The following is a 17,625-nucleotide window of genomic DNA, read 5'->3' on the forward strand; positions in this document are numbered from 1 at the left end:
CATTTTTGTGTTAAGCTTCGCGTGTTTCTGTCTGCTTTTGTGAGTATCTTGTGAATTGGACTATAGTGACGATTGCTGTCACGTAAGTTGAAGAAATGAAAGGACCTAGAAATGGCCATCAATCCGCCAGTTGACGCCGTAAAAACCCCAGAGTGGGCTGCATTGCAGAAGCATTACGACGAGTTGCAATCAGAAGGTGTTTGCCTGAAGAAGTGGTTTGCTGAGGATGCAAATCGCGTGGATAAGTTGAGCTTCGAAGCTGGAGATCTCCACTTCGATCTTTCTAAGAATTTAATTAAGCCTGAAACTCTTAAGCTTTTCGCAGACCTTGCAAAGGCAGTTAAGCTTGACGAGCGCACTAAGGCAATGTACACTGGCGTGCACATTAATAATACAGAAGATCGTGCAGTTTTGCACACTGCTTTGCGTCGTCCTGCAGAGGATGCTGGCAAGTTCATTGTTGACGGTCAAGATACCGTTGCAGACGTGCGTGAAGTGTTGGGTCGCATTTACGATTTCGCTAACGAAGTTCGTTCCGGCGCTTGGAAGGGCGTTACCGGCAAGAACATTAAGACCGTTGTAAACATTGGTATCGGCGGCTCTGATTTGGGTCCGGTCATGGTTTACGAAGCTTTGAAGCCATATGCTGACGCTGGTATTAGCGCTCGCTACGTTTCTAACATTGATCCAAACGATATGGCAGAAAAGACCAAGGATTTGGATCCAGAAACCACTTTGTTCATCATTGTTTCCAAGACCTTCACTACTTTGGAGACTTTGACCAACGCTCGTACCGCTCGCACTTGGTTGCTGAATAAGCTTCAGGAGTGCGGTGCTATTGACGGAAGCGACGCAAAGAAGGCTGAAGCTGTTGCTAAGCACTTCGTGGCTGTTTCCACCAACCTCGAAAAGGTTGAAGAGTTCGGCATCAACCCAACCAACGCTTTTGGCTTCTGGAGCTGGGTTGGCGGTCGTTACTCTGTGGATTCCGCTGTCGGCACTTCTTTGGCTGTTGTTCTCGGTCCAGAGCGCTTCGAAGAGTTCTTGAAGGGCTTCCATGCAATCGATACTTACTTCGCTGAGACTCCATTCGAGAAGAACGTTGTTGTGCTTCTCGGTATGCTCAACGTTTGGTACCGCAACTTCTACAAGGTTGCTTCTCACGCTGTGCTTCCATACGATCAATACTTGCACCGCTTCCCAGCTTATTTGCAGCAGCTCACCATGGAATCCAACGGTAAGTCTGTGCGCTGGGACGGCACTCCTGTAACAAGCGAAACCGGCGAAATCTTCTGGGGTGAGCCAGGTACTAACGGCCAGCACGCTTTCTACCAGTTGATTCACCAGGGCACTCAGCTTATTCCAGCTGATTTCATTGCTTTCGTGAACACGCCAAATCCTACTAAGGATGGCGATCAGGATGTGCACGAGCTCTTCTTGGGCAACTATCTTGCACAGACTAAGGCTCTTGCTTTCGGCAAGACTGCTGATGAAGTTCGCGCTGAAGGCACTCCAGAGGAGATTGTGCCAGCTCGCGTGTTCAAGGGCAACCGTCCAACCACGTCCATTTTCGGCGATGCTTTGACTCCATTTAGCTTGGGCGAGCTTATTGCTCTCTACGAGCACATTACCTTCGTTGAAGGCACTGTGTGGGGCTTGGATTCCTACGATCAGTGGGGTGTGGAGCTTGGCAAGCAGCTTGCAAAGCAGATTACTCCTGCAATTTCTAAGGATGATGAAGCTTTGGCAGCTCAGGATGCTTCTACACAGAGCTTGATTCGCTTCTATCGCGCTCATCGCAAGTAAGATAGTAGTCATATAGGCAATCGTTTTTAGCGATTGTTGATTTATAAGCCTCTTGGCGTTAATTCGTCAAGAGGCTTTTTTGTTTAGCATCTGTCGCTGAGTTTTGTAAGTTTCAAATGCATCGCAATGTGTTTTGCTGCATGTTGACACAACTGCAACAATAATTTATAATGAGCACGGTCGGTAGGTAAGGCTACCACGGGGATACGGGTTGCTGCCGCAACACAGTGGAGACACTGCACGCTGGTTAACAGTCGTTGTCGAATTCAAGGCTTCGACTAATGCAACGCCACCGCCCTGCGAAGCTGAAGCTTGAACGACGTGGCACGCTTAACATGCGTTTGTGTGTTTTGGTGCGCCTCTGTTCTCTTGTAAACCTCCGATTCAATGATGAAGATTTGCGCCGGCAGCGCACTAACTTAAGGAGGTGATTTGCCGTGAAACATGACAGTAAAAGCCATAATTCTAGTACTCGTACTGATGAAGGTTCCGACACTATTGGCAGTAGTAGTTCGGATGTTCCTCCTGAATATATGAAGCCGGCAATCACCGAATTTAGGTTGCAAAACTTGCGAAATATATAACTTACGAAATATAACTTACGAAATATAATTTGTGGAGTTAAAACGTGAGTTCTAGTTATTTGCGCCTGTAACGTAATCAATGGTGATACGGCTACGCAAGAATTTACGAAAATCTAAATAGAAATTCGCATAGAAATCTCAATAGATATCTGCGTAATAAATGAATAGAAATAAAAAATACACGAAAGTGAACCCACTTATTGCCTATTCGAGGACTTTATTATGACCGTATTTACAACTTCGCGCAAAGAAAGCGCAGGTGCGCAAGTCGACGAGAACACTCGTTTCTGGTCGGATATTATTGTGTGCGTTGGCATTATTGCCGTTTTTGGCGTAACTGCCTTCCTTATTCAGCGCATAAATCAACCGATTGGTCCAAGTGGCATACCATCTAAGGTATCCACGGACTTAATCAATCTGCCTTACTACACTTTGCGCTCAGTATTTCGCATGCTGATCGCATTAGTTGCATCTCTTATCTTTACTATTGTTTATGGCTCTCTTGCAGCTCGCAGTCGTAGGCTTGGCAAGGTGCTTATTCCTCTTCTAGATATTTTGCAATCAGTTCCAATTCTTGGCTTCCTTTCGGCAACTGTCACGATTTGGTTGGTAATTTTCCCTGGATCGATGCTTGGTGTTGAAGCCGCTTCGATTTTTGCTATTTTTACGAGTCAAGCATGGAATATGACTTTTTCGTTCCACCGTTCGCTGCTCAGCGAGCCAAAGGAACTGGATGAGGCAGTTCGTAGTTTGCAACTCACGCATTGGCAACGTTTCTGGGTGCTAGACATGCCTAACGCAATGATTCCACTGCTTTGGAATTGCATGATGTCTGTTGGAGGCGGATGGTTCTTCCTTACAGCTTCGGAAATGATTTCCGTAAATAATCACACTTACGCTCTTCCTGGCATCGGTAGTTTTGTGGCACAAGCTGCTGCCGAAAATAAGCTTGGTCTTATTTGGTGGGCTATTGTGTCGATGGTGATTGTTGTTTTGGCACTTGACTTCTTCTTGTGGAAACCGCTTACAGCTTGGGCTGAGCGTTTCCGCATTACGCAAAGCGCATCTGATAATGAGCGTCACAGTGCTATTTTGACTCTTATTCGTCACTCTCATGCAGATGAAGTTATTAGTAAACTGTTTTTGCCAATTCGCGAGTGGCTTGAAAAAGTAACGCGCCCATTCGGTCGCACAGGCTCCAAGTGGCCTCACAAGGCTGCTCAGCATAAGCTTGGTGATTGGGTATTTAACGTTATTATGCTAATTATTGTGGCTGCTGGCGCTGCCCATATGCTTTACTTTGTGTATACAACTGCAGGTTTGCATGAGTTTATTACTGCAGGCATGCTTGGTGGCATCACTTTTATACGCGTTGCTGTGTTGATTTTAATAAGCTCGCTTATTTGGGTTCCTGTTGGTGTTGTAATCGGCATGAATCCTAAGATTTCGCGTATTATGCAGCCTATAGTGCAAATTCTTGCTAGCTTCCCAGCAAACTTCATCTTCCCGTTTGCTATGGCTTGGTTTATGGCTTGGCATATTGATCTTGGTTGGGGAAGTATTATTTTGATGGCTCTTGGCACGCAATGGTACATTCTGTTCAATGTTATTGCAGGTGCTAGTGCTATCCCTGATGATTTGCGTGAAATGACGCGCAGCTTCCGCTTGGATCGTACTTTGCGATGGAAGACGCTTATTTTGCCGTCTATTTTCGGTTCATGGTGCACTGGCGGTATTACAGCTGCAGGCGGTGCATGGAATGCTTCGATTGTGTCTGAGATTGTGGAATATGGAAAGAACCACATGGAAACTCAGGGTTTGGGCGCATATATTACTAATGCAACCACTTTAGGAGATTCTGCGCGCACTTTAGTTGGCGTAACTGTTATGAGCTTGATTGTTGTTTTAAGCAACCGATTATTCTGGTCGCCAATGCAACGTATTTCCGAAAAACGTTACGTATTGAATTAAATCGACTAATAAATCGACTAATAAAATTACTAATAAATCGCTTAAAATAACAAAATTTTATGAAAAAGATTGGCAAAATTATGAATACTTTAAAGAGCAATGCAAAAAAAGTGCAATCCTCAATTACAAGCGATATTATCGACGCAAAGCACATCAGTCAAAGCTTCACTTCTGACAGTGGCACTACTCAGCACGTTTTGCACGATATTTCTTTCACCCTTCGCGAAGGTGAAATCGTAGCAATATTAGGACGTTCTGGTGCTGGAAAATCAACTTTCCTACGCACAATGGCTGGTCTTGTGCAGCCAACAGAAGGCACAGTAACGTATCGCGGACGCGAGCTGACAGGTCCAAACCCAGGTGTTGCAATCGTATTTCAAACCTTCGCTCTTATGCCGTGGCTTACAGTACAAGACAATGTGGAACTTGGTTTGCGTGCTAGAGGCGTTAGTAAAGAAAAGCGTACTGAGCTTGCTTTAGCTGCAATTGACGCAATCGGTTTGGACGGCTTTGAAACAGCATATCCTAAGGAACTTTCCGGCGGTATGCGTCAGCGAGTTGGTATTGCGCGCGCGTTGGTGCTACGACCGGATGCATTATTTATGGACGAGCCATTCTCTGCTCTCGATGTGCTTACTGCAGAAAACTTGCGTCAGGAAGTTCTTAAGCTGTGGTCTAGCGAGGAGCGAGATATTAAGTCTGTGCTTATTGTGACGCACAATATTGAAGAAGCTGTGCAAATGGCTGATCGCGTTGTGGTTCTTGGATCTCATCCAGGTCACTTAATTGCTGATGTGAATGTTGATTTGCCTCGTCCTCGAGATAAGCACAGTGCTGAATTTGAAGCGATGGTTGATAATCTGTATGCTATTTTGACTGGTTCTGCTCCAGAAAGCGCTGCAGAGCAAGACGCTTCCGAAGATGCTGATTCTCAAGATCAAGCAAATAATGCAACTAATGAAGATGCTGAAGATAACGAAGCTGCAGCAATTGCAGATATGCTTATTCAGCGCCACCATGACGATGAAGATGAAGATAAGCAAAGTGAGGATGAAGCTGAAGCAGGTGAGGTAAAGGCAGAGCCTGTGGCTGTTCATTTGCTTCCAAACGCTACACCAGGTGGTATGGCTGGTTTGCTTGACGTGATTTCTGAAAACCCAGATGGCATTGATTTGGCGGATTTGGCAGCTGATTTGTCGTTTGAGATTGATGATTTGTTCCCACTTGTCGATGCGGGCACGATGCTTAATTTACTTACTGCAGAAAACGGTCATATTACTATTACTTCTGAGGGTGAAGAGTGGCATAATGCCGATATTTTGCACAGTAAGCAAGTTTTTGCTCGTCTTGCGATTGAACATGCACCTCTTGTGCACGCAATTGATCAAGCTTTGAGTAGGAATCGTAACGGAAAGCTTCGTGGCGAGCTGATTTTGGATTTGTTGCGCAGTAAGCACACGGATGCTTTGGCACGTCAGCAGTTTGATATTGCAATTAGCTGGGGTCGTTACGGCGAGTTGTTTGATTATGACGCTGATGATGACGAGTTGACTCGTACAGTTGAAACTGCTCCTCTCGATGGAGTTGTGCGCTGAAATAGTGCAGAATAGTGCGGAATTATGCTCAATAATGTCCATTATTGAGCATAATTTGGTATTTGTATGCTTTCGATAAAGGGATGCCGCATAGTTCTTTTATCTTTTAGGTCTAGTCGCTTCTTATTTAAGATTGCGCGGATCGGAAGCCCCCTAAAAAGCGAACTTTTTGGGGAAAGAATTGCGTAGCACATTTGTTGCTAACGCTTACTATGCGTCGATATGCGGCGGCGATGGAGGAATATTATGGTAAATGCTGTAGAAGCATTTGATGCTAAGCATCTTAAGGCTGCTGAAGAAATTCCAGCTTTCCGTCCTGGCGATACCGTTGATGTCAATGTTAAGATTCAGGAAGGCAACAACACTCGTATTCAGACTTTCACCGGCGTTGTGATTGCTCGTAAGGGTGCTGGCGTGCGTGAAACTTTCGTTGTTCGTAAGGTGAGCTTCGGCACTGGTGTTGAGCGTCGTTTCCCACTTCATTCTCCAGCTATCGATTCGATTAAGCTGGTTCGTAGCGGTCGCGTTCGTCGCGCTAAGCTTTACTACTTGCGCGCTTTGCGTGGTAAGGCTGCTCGTATTGCCGAGCGTCGCGATAACTCTGCTAAGTAAAATGGAACTTATGTGAAGGGTATTTGTTATGACTGATGACACGCAAATTAGCGATACTCATATCGTTTCAGTAGCGGGTCATGGTATAGATCCTTCACCGGTTCCACCAGAGCCGGAAGGAGATTTACCTTCCGGCTCTCGCATGTTTAAGCGCAAAAATAGAAAAGGTAAGCATTTTGCACATTCTAAGCGTGCTAAAAATGACCGCCTAACTTTGCGCGATGCTATAACATGGTTCGGTATTCCAGTATTAGTAGTGATACTTATTCGTGTGTTCCTATTTGGAGCTTACACAATTCCTTCTGGCTCTATGCTAGATACTATTCATATTGGCGATTATGTTATTACGACTAAGCTAACTCCGCGCTTATTCCCATTAAAACGTGGAGATATTGTTGTTTTTGAGGATCCTGCACATTGGTTGAGTGGTGAAAATTCTTCCGGTGCTGTTGGCAAGGATTTAATTAAGCGTCTTATTGGTTTGCCTGGAGATACTGTTGAATGTAAAGGCGCTGGGCAGCCTATTGTTGTGAACGGTGTTCCAATACGAGAATCTTCCTATATTCGTCCTGGTGTTGACCCGAGTGCTTTTCCGTTTAAAGTAAAAGTCAAAGCCGGTCACGTGTTTGTTTTGGGTGATAATCGTTCTAATTCTGCAGATTCACGATACCATCGCAATGATGGCGATGACGGTTTAGTTCCTATTTCCAAAATCGAGGGCGTTGCTGTGTTTAGATCGTGGCCGCTTGATCGAATTGGTCTTTTAGACGAACATCATGATGATTTTAACAATGTGCCTGATCGTCCTGCAAAATAAGAGTATTAGCGCAATTAGTATTAACGAAATTGTATTAGCGCGACTTATATCAACTGATTTCAATTATGCCAAATAAATCATCCAATATACCGCTTGTTCCATCATTTAAATATGAGCAAGATCTGCTTTGCGAAGGCTATGATTGGGTTATTGGTCTTGATGAAGTAGGAAGAGGCTCTCTTGCAGGTCCTGTGATGGTAGGAGCTGTAGTTATTGGAATTAAACAAGTAAAAGAAAACTATATGCCTGAAGGCTTAGCTGATTCTAAATTGCTGAGCGAAAAGCGTCGAGAAGAGCTTTATGAACCGTTGCAAAAATGGTGTACAACTTGGGCAGTCGAATCTTGCACTAACACAGAAATTGATGAGTGGGGCATTAGCTATGCGCTTGGTGTCGCTGCATTAAAAGCAATTTCTAAAGTTGAAGAAGATATTAAAAAGCTAAGTTTTAGCGTAAATGCGAATACGCGTGCGAATACGCGTGCGAATTCAAACTTTCGTATTGCCGCAATATTGGATGGACCTTGCGATTATATTGACAAAGTCGCAAATACTTTTGACGCTCCTTACGTTCCTGAGCCTGTAAAAGTTCATACTTTAGTAAAAGCAGACAGGCAGTGTGCGAGCGTAGCTGCAGCTGCAGTTTTGGCAAAAGTTACTAGAGATAATCTTATGGTATCTCTTGCTAAAAATCCGCAATATGAAGCCTACGATTGGGCAAGTAATAAGGGTTACGGTTCTTTAGCTCATCGCAATGCCATTAAAAAAGTAGGACCTAGCGATTTGCATAGATTGTCTTGGCATTTATAAGCGAGGGTGCATATGGCAAAAAATGAAGCAAAACGCGTGTCAATGATCGATGTTGCGCACGCTGCTGGTGTAAGTCATCAAACTGTTTCTCGCGTTATTAATAATTCTCCTGATGTTTCTGCTAGCACGCGAATTAAAGTTCTGCGAGTTATTGAGCAGCTTGGGTATTATCCGAGTAATTCAGCACGCGCATTAGCAACTAAGAAATCGCGTACTTTAGGGCTTATCGTTGGTGCAGAAAATAGAACATCTCGAAACATTATTGCTCCTATAGAAGCGCAAGCAAAATCTCGTGGTCTTTTTCTTTCTATTAGCATGGTCAACGAAACATTATGTGAACAAAGTGATATTCAAGATTTATGCGAGAGTTTTGAAGAGCAAAATGTCGACGGATTAATAATTGACGCTCCAACAGATGCAATATTTACGTCACTGTGTCGTACGCGTATTCTTAAGCCGTGCGTATGCGTTACTGCTACTCATGGTGCAATAAGCGCGCATGAAGGCATGAATATGTTGCGTTCTCATAGCAACGTTGAGTATTCAATGATTGGTATTAATCAATCTCGCGCAATGAACGATATTGTGTCACTTATTGCGCATTATGGACATCGAAATGCCATTTATATAGCAGGTCCTTCGCAATGGAGAGGTGCTGCAACGCGACTCATTGCATGGCGTTCACTTTCAACTGCTCAAGGTATTCATTCGCATATTGTGCAATGTACTTCGTGGAAGTCTTCTGAAAGTTACGCGCGAATGAATCATATGATTGAGAAATTTGGCATAGATGGCATTGCATTGCCGACTGTTATTGTTGCTTCAAGCGATGAGCAGGCAGTAGGAGTTGTGCGTTCCTTGTATGAGCACGGTTTGAAAATTCCGAGTGATATTAGTGTTGTTGGTTTCGGCGATATTCCGGCAATAAGTGATTTTTTCCCACCTCTTACAACTGTGAGTCTCGATATGCAGCAATTAGGGTCGTTGGCAGTGCGTGAAGCTTTGAGATTAATGAATCATGGGCCTGAGCCAGCATTCCCAGATATGTCTCATGGAGTTGGGCAAATACCTGCTGGCTTAAAATTGCGTTCTTCTATTGGTGCCGTATTGAGATAATTTTGCGATTGTGAAAAATTGCATTAAAAATTATCGAGAATAGAATTAAGAATGGTATTTTTAATTATTTTTTTGATTATTTAAATATTGCGTGAAACAGTTGTGAAACAACTTTATTTTCTTAATGCTAATATCTGGCAAAATGGCTTAAAATCAGCATAATTACGCGGATGCCGGCGTGTTGATGGTGTGTGTGAAGCGTAATCTTAACATCAGTTGGGAGTGTGTGGTTTTTTGAATAAATATGGAATAAAGAAAAGGATCAGGAGATGATAAATCGCTGCTTTGCGTTCGTGCCAGGAATTAAGCATCTAGTTATTTTAAGGTCGGCGTGTCTTGCGATTTCTTATCTTGTAAACATAGCTTTTGTCTACGTTTGCGTTGGGATGTTGTCTCCAGTATTAAGACCTGTTCGTTCTACTGGAACTTCTTTAATGAGTTCTGTTGAATTTACGTCTTACATTATTGCTTTAGCTGCTATTATTTTGCTGAAATATGCAGTTTTTTACTGGTCGTGTACTGTTTGTGCAGAAATTGAGTCGCGAATAGCTATGCGTTTGCGCCCTAAAATGTTGCACGCAATGTTATCTCTACGTTCTGTAGATATTGAAGATTCTCATGACATTACTTCTTTGCGTGTAAATGAAGATATTTTTGCAATACAAAGTTTTGTTGCTTCTTTAGTTCCACAAATTATTGCAGCTATTCCTGTTCCTGTGGTTGTTTCTGCAGCACTATTTACAGTTAACCCTGCTATAGCCGGGATTTGCGCATTAGCTGCATTGTTTAATGTCGCTTCTCTTATATTCTCGTTGGCACTAAGCCCAGTATCGTGGCGTTGTGTAAGTGCGTTATTTGCCTATGTTATTGCTGGACTCGCAATTGTTGCAACTGTTTGGTTATCTTCCGTTAAAGGTGTAGGTCTTGCTGCAGCTCTGTTAACAATGCCCTTGTTAATGTTAAGCGTCCAGCCACTGAGAATTGTTGGTAAGAATATGCATGTAGTTAAGCATGCTGTTCATGGTTTGGATCATGTTGAAACATTGTTAAAAATGGTTACTGATTCTCCTGCTCCAATAGCATTTAGTGACGATGGTTCAACATTATCTTTGCCTGATGGCTCAACCAATATTGCTTTGCGTATGCGATGCAATATTTTGGAAAATAATGCGAATACTAATGAAGCTCAGCGTTTATCGATAATTGCAAAATCTGGTGAATTGCAAGTTATTCCAAGTAAATATCATCATGTTATGCGTGAGAAAATACTTTCTGGTACAGGTTTTAACAAATCTGCTGACATATTGCTTTCTTATAGCGACCGTTATGATATTCATGAAGACGACGTTTCTCCATTTGTAGTTTCTGAAGTATTTGACGCAAACGATAGTGCATCTTACTTGTCGTTGAATGATGCAAGTTCTGCAGCTTTAGCAGATATTGTTACTATAGTTAGCGAGCGAAGTCATCTATTTTCCACAACATTGCGAGAAAACTTACTTTTGGCTGCTCCAACAGCTACGACTACTGCGATGTGGGATGCATTGCGAGCTGTGCGAATAGATGGCGTTGTTTATGCCGATTACGACGGTCTAGATATGCCAATAGATAGACTTTTTAATAATCCTGAAGCATCCTATAATTCTGAAGATTTAAAACGTCGAGTTATTCTCGCTAGAGCAATTTTAAGACACACTAAAGTGTACGTTTTTGATTATTCCCAATGTGATATTAGCAATCATGAAGCTGAAGGAATTGTTAAAATATTGCGTCGCATAGCGCGTTATGCAAATGTAATAGTGTTAATGCCAAATGATGCTGGTATTAGCTCAACGGACGAAATAGCAACTGTAGAATCGTATCGTCATATTGCTAATGATAGTTCTAAAAATATTACGCAACTAAATCAATTAAACGAATCTCAGAACTCGCAAAACTCACGAAACTCGCAAAACGTTGAGCAAGCTCAGCAAGATCCTAATAAAAACAAGCATATTTCTTCTATTGCAAGTATTGCTTACACTTATGAAGTGAGAACAATCTCAAAGTTCAAACGTGCTATTTTTGCTTTTATATCAATGTTTAGTACTGCTCTCAATCTTGTTTCTGCAGTATGTATTCCTGTTGCTATTGTTTCAGCAATGTTTGCTGTTGCAGGACGTCCAATATTTGGTTTTGTAATGCAACAGTGTGTGCTTGTTGCTGTTGCTTGTATGGCAGTTCGTGCATTAACTCTTGTTACAACATTTGCAGGTGTAGATATGCATCACGAACGTTGGCATAAAGCTCATATCAGCATGAATGTTGGAATGATATTTGCAGTTGTGCCTCTTATGGTTGTTTTGTACTATTTCGATGCGAATTTGTCTTATGTAGCTATTGCTTCGTGCGTGTTTATTATGTTTATTGTTCCTCGATACTTACTTATACGCTCCAAGCATATTGCAAATAAAGTGCGCATTGAACAACATGAAGTTGAGAATGAAGTAAGTGATATTGAACTTGGTATCGATGAAGTACTTGCATTTAGGCAAGGTGAGCATTGCGTTAATCGAATGGTTACTTCAATGCATAAAGTTTCTCAACAAAGAATGCGTTTGGCTCGTAAAAGTGGAGGCATGTCGGCACTTGTTCTTGCTATATCGTTAATTAGCATTTCTGTAGCCGCACTAGTTGTTTCTCACACTATCCATCCGGTTCCAGCTAATATTCCAGCATGGAGCACTGTTTATGCTGTTATGGCAATGGTTTTGCTTGTAATTATGATTCAGCAAGTTGTAGATGTTGTTTTACAAAGAATACCGTCTGTTATGAGAGTTAAGAGCAGTAACTAACTTTAATTTAAAAAATATAGAATATGCATAAGTTGGGTTGGGGGCTGAACATGCGTAATCGTGGTAACAAGAGGCAGTTTCTTGCGCTGTTTTGGATGCTGTTGTTTGCTGTTTTATGTGGGATTGTTATTGGCTTGTTGCTTCCTAAAATAAACAGTAACGTTGGGAAGATTACAGGAGAATATGAAGCAAGCGGAGAAGCTGCGCAAGCATTGAAAAAATTGCGTATATCTAAGCCTTATCGTTACGGGTACGAGCGTCAAGTATTTGGATATCGTACTACTGACGATGACGGTAACGGATGTGACGTTAGGGAAGATGTTTTAGCGCGTGATTTACAAAATGTGAAATACAAGTACGCAGGATCTTGCCAAGTGCGTTTCGGCTTGTTGCATGATCCGTATACTGGCAAAGATATCAACTTCGTGCGTGGGCGAAAAACTAGTGCCTTAATTCAAATAGATCATGTTGTTGCATTACAAAATGCGTGGGAATCTGGAGCATGGAAATGGAATCGTGCAAAACGATTAAAATTTGGCAACGATATGATGAATCTACTCGCGGTTGAAGGAGCTGCTAATCAAGAAAAAGGTTCCGCGTCCGCAGCTTACTGGCTTCCTTCAAACAAAACCTTTAGGTGCGAATATGTTGCTAGGCAAATAGCTGTTAAATATAAATATGGTTTAACTGTAACTCGCGAAGAAAAGCAGAGTATGGAAAGCGTATTGCATAACTGTTCTGCACAGAAATTGCCAAAGTAAGGATTTTGCTCAGTCTAGTATCCTTAAAAGCGACTTAGTAAGCGTTTAATAAGCATTTAGTAATGATTATGGGTGTGATCGTGCATTACGTCGTGATGCTCTGCTGAATGAGGAATATGCAAAACGCGCATACGGTCAATAGCTCTACGCGCAAGATTGTGAGCAGAACCTGTGCCTTCGCCCTTGACTCCAAAAATAACGATAAGAGCCATAATTCCCGTAATAATAGCACTAATGCGCAAAGTCCATTGAACTCCAAAAATACTAGCAGCAACATCGGCAGCGTGACCTGTGCCAGAATGGTGAAGAGTTGTCAATACTGTCATTGTAACTACTAAAACAGGTGCTCCAATAGCGCCCCAAAGCTGACGCATAGTATTAGTTACAGCCGAACCGTCGCCAAGCTCTTCCTTACGCAAACAATTAAGTGACCACGTAGTTATTGGCATAAGCAAGAATCCCATGCCAATTTGGCGAGTAAACTGCCAAATGGAAATCCACCAAATCCACGTATCCATGTCAATAAGACTCATCATTACAGTGCCAAAAAACAGAATAATAGAGCCTGCCATAGCAACTGGGCGCACTCCAAAGCGATCTAGCATACGACCACCAAAATACTGCGAAATAGCCATGCCGAACGCTCCAGGAAGCAGAATTAAGCCGCTCATAGTTGCTGAAAAACCACGATCAGACTGAATATAAAGCGGAATAAGCACCATAATTGAGCTGAAAGCAAAAAATGTAAGGCAAGCGCAAATAGTACCTACCATAAAGTAGCGGTTTTTAAGCACATTAAGACCAAGAAGAGGAGTATGACCGCGTTTTTGCGCTCGCAACTGCCTTATAACAAACCAAGCAATTCCAAAAGCACCAATAATCATAGGAGCCCAAGATAATGGGTGGGAAATTCCGCATCCTTCAATATTAGTGAATCCAAACATGAGTCCGCCGAAGCCGATAACCGAAAGACCAACCGAGAAGAAATCAGCATGCGCGTTAAGATCATGTTCTCCAAAATTATGCAAGAAAAATACTGCTAAAACGACGGATAGCGCTCCGATAATAGTAAGAGAGCAGAAAATAGAACGCCATCCATTAATATCAGTTTGCAAACCGCCAATAGTAGGACCGATTGCTGGAGCAATACTCATAGCCATGCCAACGCTTCCCATTGCCACACCTCTGCGAGTAACAGGGTAGACGGAGAATACGGTAATTTGTAAAACAGGCCACATTACGCCAGTGCCAATAGCTTCAAGAGTTCTGCCAACAAGTGCCATCATAAAGTCGCTACTAAGCCATGCAAGTACGGATCCAAAAGTAAAAAGCGACATGGAAGTAATAACAATTTGGCGAGTAGAAAAGCGTCTTGTTAAAAATGCTGTAAGTGGAACCATAATTGCCATAATCAGCTGGAAAATAGAAGTAAGCCACTGACCAGTTGTGACGCTTATGCCAAATTCTTGAACTATTGTTGGCAATGCTGCAGTAAGTTGTAATTGTGCGAAATTGCCAATAAATGTAATAAACGTAAGAATAGCAAGAGAAATTAAAGCAGGACGTGTAAGACGATTGTTATTGTATGCTTCTTCGCCTGTTAGCGCATGGCTGAGATTTTGGCTTTTATTAGACAGCCATGTTGAGTGCATCAAAATAAAACATCCTTTTTATTCTTAAACGTAGTTTTTCTTAAGCATATTTTTAAGCATAGGTGGCAAAAGTCAATCGACTTAAGTCTATTCTCTTATCTATTACAACGAAAAATTGTAAGACTTAATTTGCGCAAAACAATAATATCTAGACTGATTCTAATCAGTAGCTGTGGTAGGAAAGCCAATGATTGTAAGCGCCTTGAATGGAGCCATAACGACCATTGCAATAATTCCAGAACCAGCGGAGCTGAGTTTGATAGTTAGTAGCCCAATCAGCTCCGGCAGAAGCCATTTTTCCGCCTGGCAAAGCTTGAGGTAAACCGTAAGCTCCAGAAGGATTCATTGCGTTTACGCGCCAGCCAGATTCATGAGAAATAATAAATACTGTTGCAGTAAAATCAGCTTCACTATAACCGTTAGAAATAAGCCAATCGTGAGCCCATTGTTGCATCTCGCCAGCAGGAACAGTCGTGCCGATAGAAGCAGCTAAGCCAAGTCCGGCAGAAGAACCGCCAGTTCCAACAAGAATAACCTTATCTTTTGGAGCTTTTTTAACATAAGAAGCAAAAATATTAGAGGAAACTATTTTTCCCTTAGTTCGAGTAACTATTTTTGCTGTTTCCATTACGCCGTTAACGCCTTCACTTTGCACCTTCTCAGTACCTTTTGGAAGTGCAGCAGTTTCCTTCTTAACGACGTTAAACGCGATTGGGTCGTCGGAATTTTCTAATTTTGCGCCTGCACGATTAATAGTAATAACAGTTGATTCGCTAACTTTAGTTGTAAGAGATGGAGTAACAACATCGTGTGGCTCAAGAGTGATATCTCCGGCATCAAGAACGGATTTTACATCAGTGAAATTATTGCCCAAAATAGTACGATGATGACCATTTATAACAACGTTAACATATGAAGTTGCGCTATCATGCAACATGCGACGGCTAGCACTACGAGAAACTTGCGAAGAATCGGTTGCCGAATAAGAAGTAACCTGAACAGCGTGACCTTTAGACGAAGTGTAAAAATCTCGCGAGGCAAAACCAAGTATCACCAAAGCAATGAAGCCTAAAATAACCGCGCTAACTCTAGCCCACTGTCGTAAACTGAGTGAACCAAGCGTAACAGTATGCTTACGGTGACTGGCCATAACCCTCCTTATTTCTGCAATTACTCTATTGATACTTGCAAACGCTCGCAACGTAGAGTAATAAAACTAAAATGTATGTGCAAAACGTATATGCAAAACCTCACGTATTATATCTCGTGGCATAGTCTATAAATCAGGATTCAGAATCATTAGATTCGTAAGATTTAGCTTGTTCAACCAAATCTTCCAAATCAGAAGCTAGTAATGCTCCAGCTTGTCTATAAATAACTTCGCCGCGCTTAATAACCATTACTGTTGGAACAGCTTGGATTTGAGCAGCTGCAGCAATCTCGTTGCTTTTGTCAATATCAACTTTTACGAAAGGAATTTCGGGATATTTTTCACTGACCTTCTCAAAAATAGGACCAAAAGACCTGCATGGACCGCACCACGTTGCCCAAAAATCGACAACAACTATTTCATTTGTCGAAGCAATCTTCTCAAAATTTTCTGTAGTAGCATGTATTGCTGCCATATTACTCCCTCAATATTTTGCGTATTTGCTTTATTGTACGTGCCGCCTTGCATAAATGTTGTCGATAGTGTGCTTATCTGTCGTCTTGCGGCACTAGGCTAGGAGTCATGCTTGATATCCAATTTATTCGTGAACATGCCGACGTAGTTAAGGAATCGCAGCGCAAGCGCGGTGAATCCGTTGAGCTCGTCGATGAAGTATTGCACAACGATGACTTGCGTCGTACTGCTCTTAAGGCTTTTGAAGAGGCTCGCGCTGAGCAAAAAGCTATTGGTAAGAAGGTTGCAACAGCTAGCGCGGAGGAAAAGGTTGCGCTTATTGCTGAAACTAAAGAATTAGCGTCGAAGGTTGCAGAATACAAAGCTGAATCCGAAAAAGCTACTGCAGACTACACTACAGCAATGTGGAAGCTTTCTAACATCGTTGAAGATGAAGCTCCAGAAGGCGGAGAAGACGATTATGTTGTAGTTAAGAAGGTTGGCACACCTCGCGATTTTGCAGCAGAAGGTTTCGAGCCAAAGGATCATTTGACTCTTGGAACTGGAGTTGCTGGAATTGATATGCGTCGCGGCGTGAAGGTTGCAGGATCTCGCTTCTACTTCTTGCGCGGTGCTGTGGCTCGCTTGCAAATCGCAATGCTTACTATGGCTGTCGATCAAGCCGAAGAGCACGGTTTTACGCTTGCGATTACGCCAACGCTTGTGCGCCCGGAAGTAATGCGCGGAACTGGCTTCTTGAATTCTCATGCGGACGAGATTTACCGTTTGCGCGAGCCAGATGATCAGTATTTGGTCGGTACTTCCGAAGTTGCTTTGGCTGGTATGCATGAGGATGAGATTCTTGACTTAAGCAATGGTGCTTTGCGTTATTGCGGTTGGTCGAGCTGCTACCGTCGTGAGGCTGGTGCTGCCGGAAAGGATACTTCTGGTATTATTCGCGTGCATCAGTTTGATAAAGTTGAGATGTTCGTTTATTGCAAGCAGGAAGATTCTCGCGCTGAGCATCAGAAGTTGCTAGGCATGGAGCAAGAAATGCTTGCTAAGGTAGAAGTGCCTTACCGCATTATTGATACTGCTGCAGGTGACCTTGGTTCTTCTGCCGCTCGTAAGTTCGATTGCGAAGCTTGGGTTCCAACGCAAGGACGTTACCGTGAGCTTACTTCTACTTCTAACTGCACTGAGTATCAGGCTCGCCGCTTGAATGTGCGTGAACGTATGGAAGATGGTGGAACTCGTCCAGTTAGTACGCTTAACGGCACTTTGGCTACTACTCGCTGGCTTGTGGCTATTTTGGAAAATCATCAGCATGAGGATGGTTCGATTGATATTCCAAAGGCTATGCAGGCTTATATGGGTGGCAAGGAAGTCATTGAGCCAACTAAGTGGGAAGCGTGAGTTTGCTCGTGAACAAACATGGCGTTTGTTTCAAAAAATCGTTTAATTA

General features: G+C 42.7%; 14 protein-coding genes and 1 riboswitch. Of the genes, 11 read left to right on the plus strand and 3 right to left on the minus strand.

The genetic code is table 11. From position 1 onward, the window contains the following. Positions 1 to 111: 111 nt before the first annotated feature. The 10 genes from pgi to HXT50_RS05920 all read left to right on the plus strand — a co-directional run bounded on the left by pgi (position 112) and on the right by HXT50_RS05920 (position 12,905). Positions 112 to 1,806 (plus strand): glucose-6-phosphate isomerase, encoded by a 1,695-nt coding sequence (pgi, locus tag HXT50_RS05875; RefSeq protein ID WP_004105339.1) that lies wholly within the window; start codon positions 112 to 114, stop codon positions 1,804 to 1,806. Positions 1,807 to 1,978: 172 nt separating this feature from the next. Beyond that, positions 1,979 to 2,139, plus strand: a riboswitch (M-box (ykoK) riboswitch). Positions 2,140 to 2,243: 104 nt separating this feature from the next. Further along, positions 2,244 to 2,390 carry a hypothetical protein gene (locus tag HXT50_RS05880; protein ID WP_004574037.1) on the plus strand — a complete coding sequence of 49 codons (147 nt, stop codon included), beginning with the start codon at positions 2,244 to 2,246 and terminating at the stop codon, positions 2,388 to 2,390. Between the two features lie 222 nt (positions 2,391 to 2,612). Further along, the gene (locus tag HXT50_RS05885; protein WP_004574036.1) at positions 2,613 to 4,361 is read left to right on the plus strand and encodes an ABC transporter permease; all 1,749 of its coding nucleotides are present in this window, start codon (positions 2,613 to 2,615) and stop codon (positions 4,359 to 4,361) included. Positions 4,362 to 4,441: 80 nt separating this feature from the next. After that, positions 4,442 to 5,956, plus strand: coding sequence for an ATP-binding cassette domain-containing protein (locus HXT50_RS05890; protein ID WP_174164207.1), 1,515 nt, complete (start codon positions 4,442 to 4,444; stop codon positions 5,954 to 5,956). Positions 5,957 to 6,202: 246 nt separating this feature from the next. Beyond that, positions 6,203 to 6,568: a 50S ribosomal protein L19 gene (rplS, locus tag HXT50_RS05895; protein WP_004105329.1), complete on the plus strand. Its 366-nt coding sequence runs from the start codon at positions 6,203 to 6,205 to the stop codon at positions 6,566 to 6,568. A gap of 28 nt (positions 6,569 to 6,596) precedes the next feature. Beyond that, positions 6,597 to 7,385, plus strand: coding sequence for a signal peptidase I (gene lepB / locus HXT50_RS05900; RefSeq protein ID WP_004105326.1), 789 nt, complete (start codon positions 6,597 to 6,599; stop codon positions 7,383 to 7,385). Positions 7,386 to 7,450: 65 nt separating this feature from the next. After that, positions 7,451 to 8,194: a ribonuclease HII gene (locus HXT50_RS05905; protein ID WP_410297131.1), complete on the plus strand. Its 744-nt coding sequence runs from the start codon at positions 7,451 to 7,453 to the stop codon at positions 8,192 to 8,194. A gap of 12 nt (positions 8,195 to 8,206) precedes the next feature. After that, complete coding sequence (locus tag HXT50_RS05910; RefSeq protein ID WP_004105321.1) at positions 8,207 to 9,310, plus strand: LacI family DNA-binding transcriptional regulator; 1,104 nt, start codon at positions 8,207 to 8,209, stop codon at positions 9,308 to 9,310. A gap of 269 nt (positions 9,311 to 9,579) precedes the next feature. Beyond that, a complete protein-coding gene (locus HXT50_RS05915; RefSeq protein WP_174164204.1) occupies positions 9,580 to 12,144 on the plus strand; it encodes an ABC transporter in 2,565 nt (854 codons plus the stop codon). Positions 12,145 to 12,194: 50 nt separating this feature from the next. Further along, a complete protein-coding gene (locus HXT50_RS05920) occupies positions 12,195 to 12,905 on the plus strand; it encodes a GmrSD restriction endonuclease domain-containing protein (RefSeq protein ID WP_174164399.1) in 711 nt (236 codons plus the stop codon). A gap of 56 nt (positions 12,906 to 12,961) precedes the next feature. Here the strand turns inward: HXT50_RS05920 and HXT50_RS05925 are convergent, their stop codons facing one another. From HXT50_RS05925 to trxA, 3 genes are all read right to left on the minus strand, one after another. Beyond that, entirely contained in the window at positions 12,962 to 14,557 is a 1,596-nt protein-coding gene (locus HXT50_RS05925) for an MDR family MFS transporter (protein WP_064340570.1), read from the minus strand. Positions 14,558 to 14,720: 163 nt separating this feature from the next. Continuing rightward, positions 14,721 to 15,707, minus strand: coding sequence for a G5 domain-containing protein (locus HXT50_RS05930; RefSeq protein WP_410295666.1), 987 nt, complete (start codon positions 15,705 to 15,707; stop codon positions 14,721 to 14,723). A gap of 133 nt (positions 15,708 to 15,840) precedes the next feature. Then, the gene (gene trxA / locus HXT50_RS05935; RefSeq protein WP_004110313.1) at positions 15,841 to 16,182 is read right to left on the minus strand and encodes a thioredoxin; all 342 of its coding nucleotides are present in this window, start codon (positions 16,180 to 16,182) and stop codon (positions 15,841 to 15,843) included. 107 nt (positions 16,183 to 16,289) lie between these two features. Here trxA and serS point away from each other — a divergent pair, with 107 nt between their 5' ends. Beyond that, on the plus strand, positions 16,290 to 17,576 hold the full coding sequence (serS, locus tag HXT50_RS05940) for a serine--tRNA ligase (RefSeq protein ID WP_004574030.1): 1,287 nt from the start codon (positions 16,290 to 16,292) through the stop codon (positions 17,574 to 17,576). Positions 17,577 to 17,625 lie beyond the last annotated feature (49 nt).

The organism is Gardnerella sp. KA00243, from assembly GCF_049244105.1.
Classification (GTDB): domain Bacteria; phylum Actinomycetota; class Actinomycetes; order Actinomycetales; family Bifidobacteriaceae; genus Bifidobacterium; species Bifidobacterium leopoldii.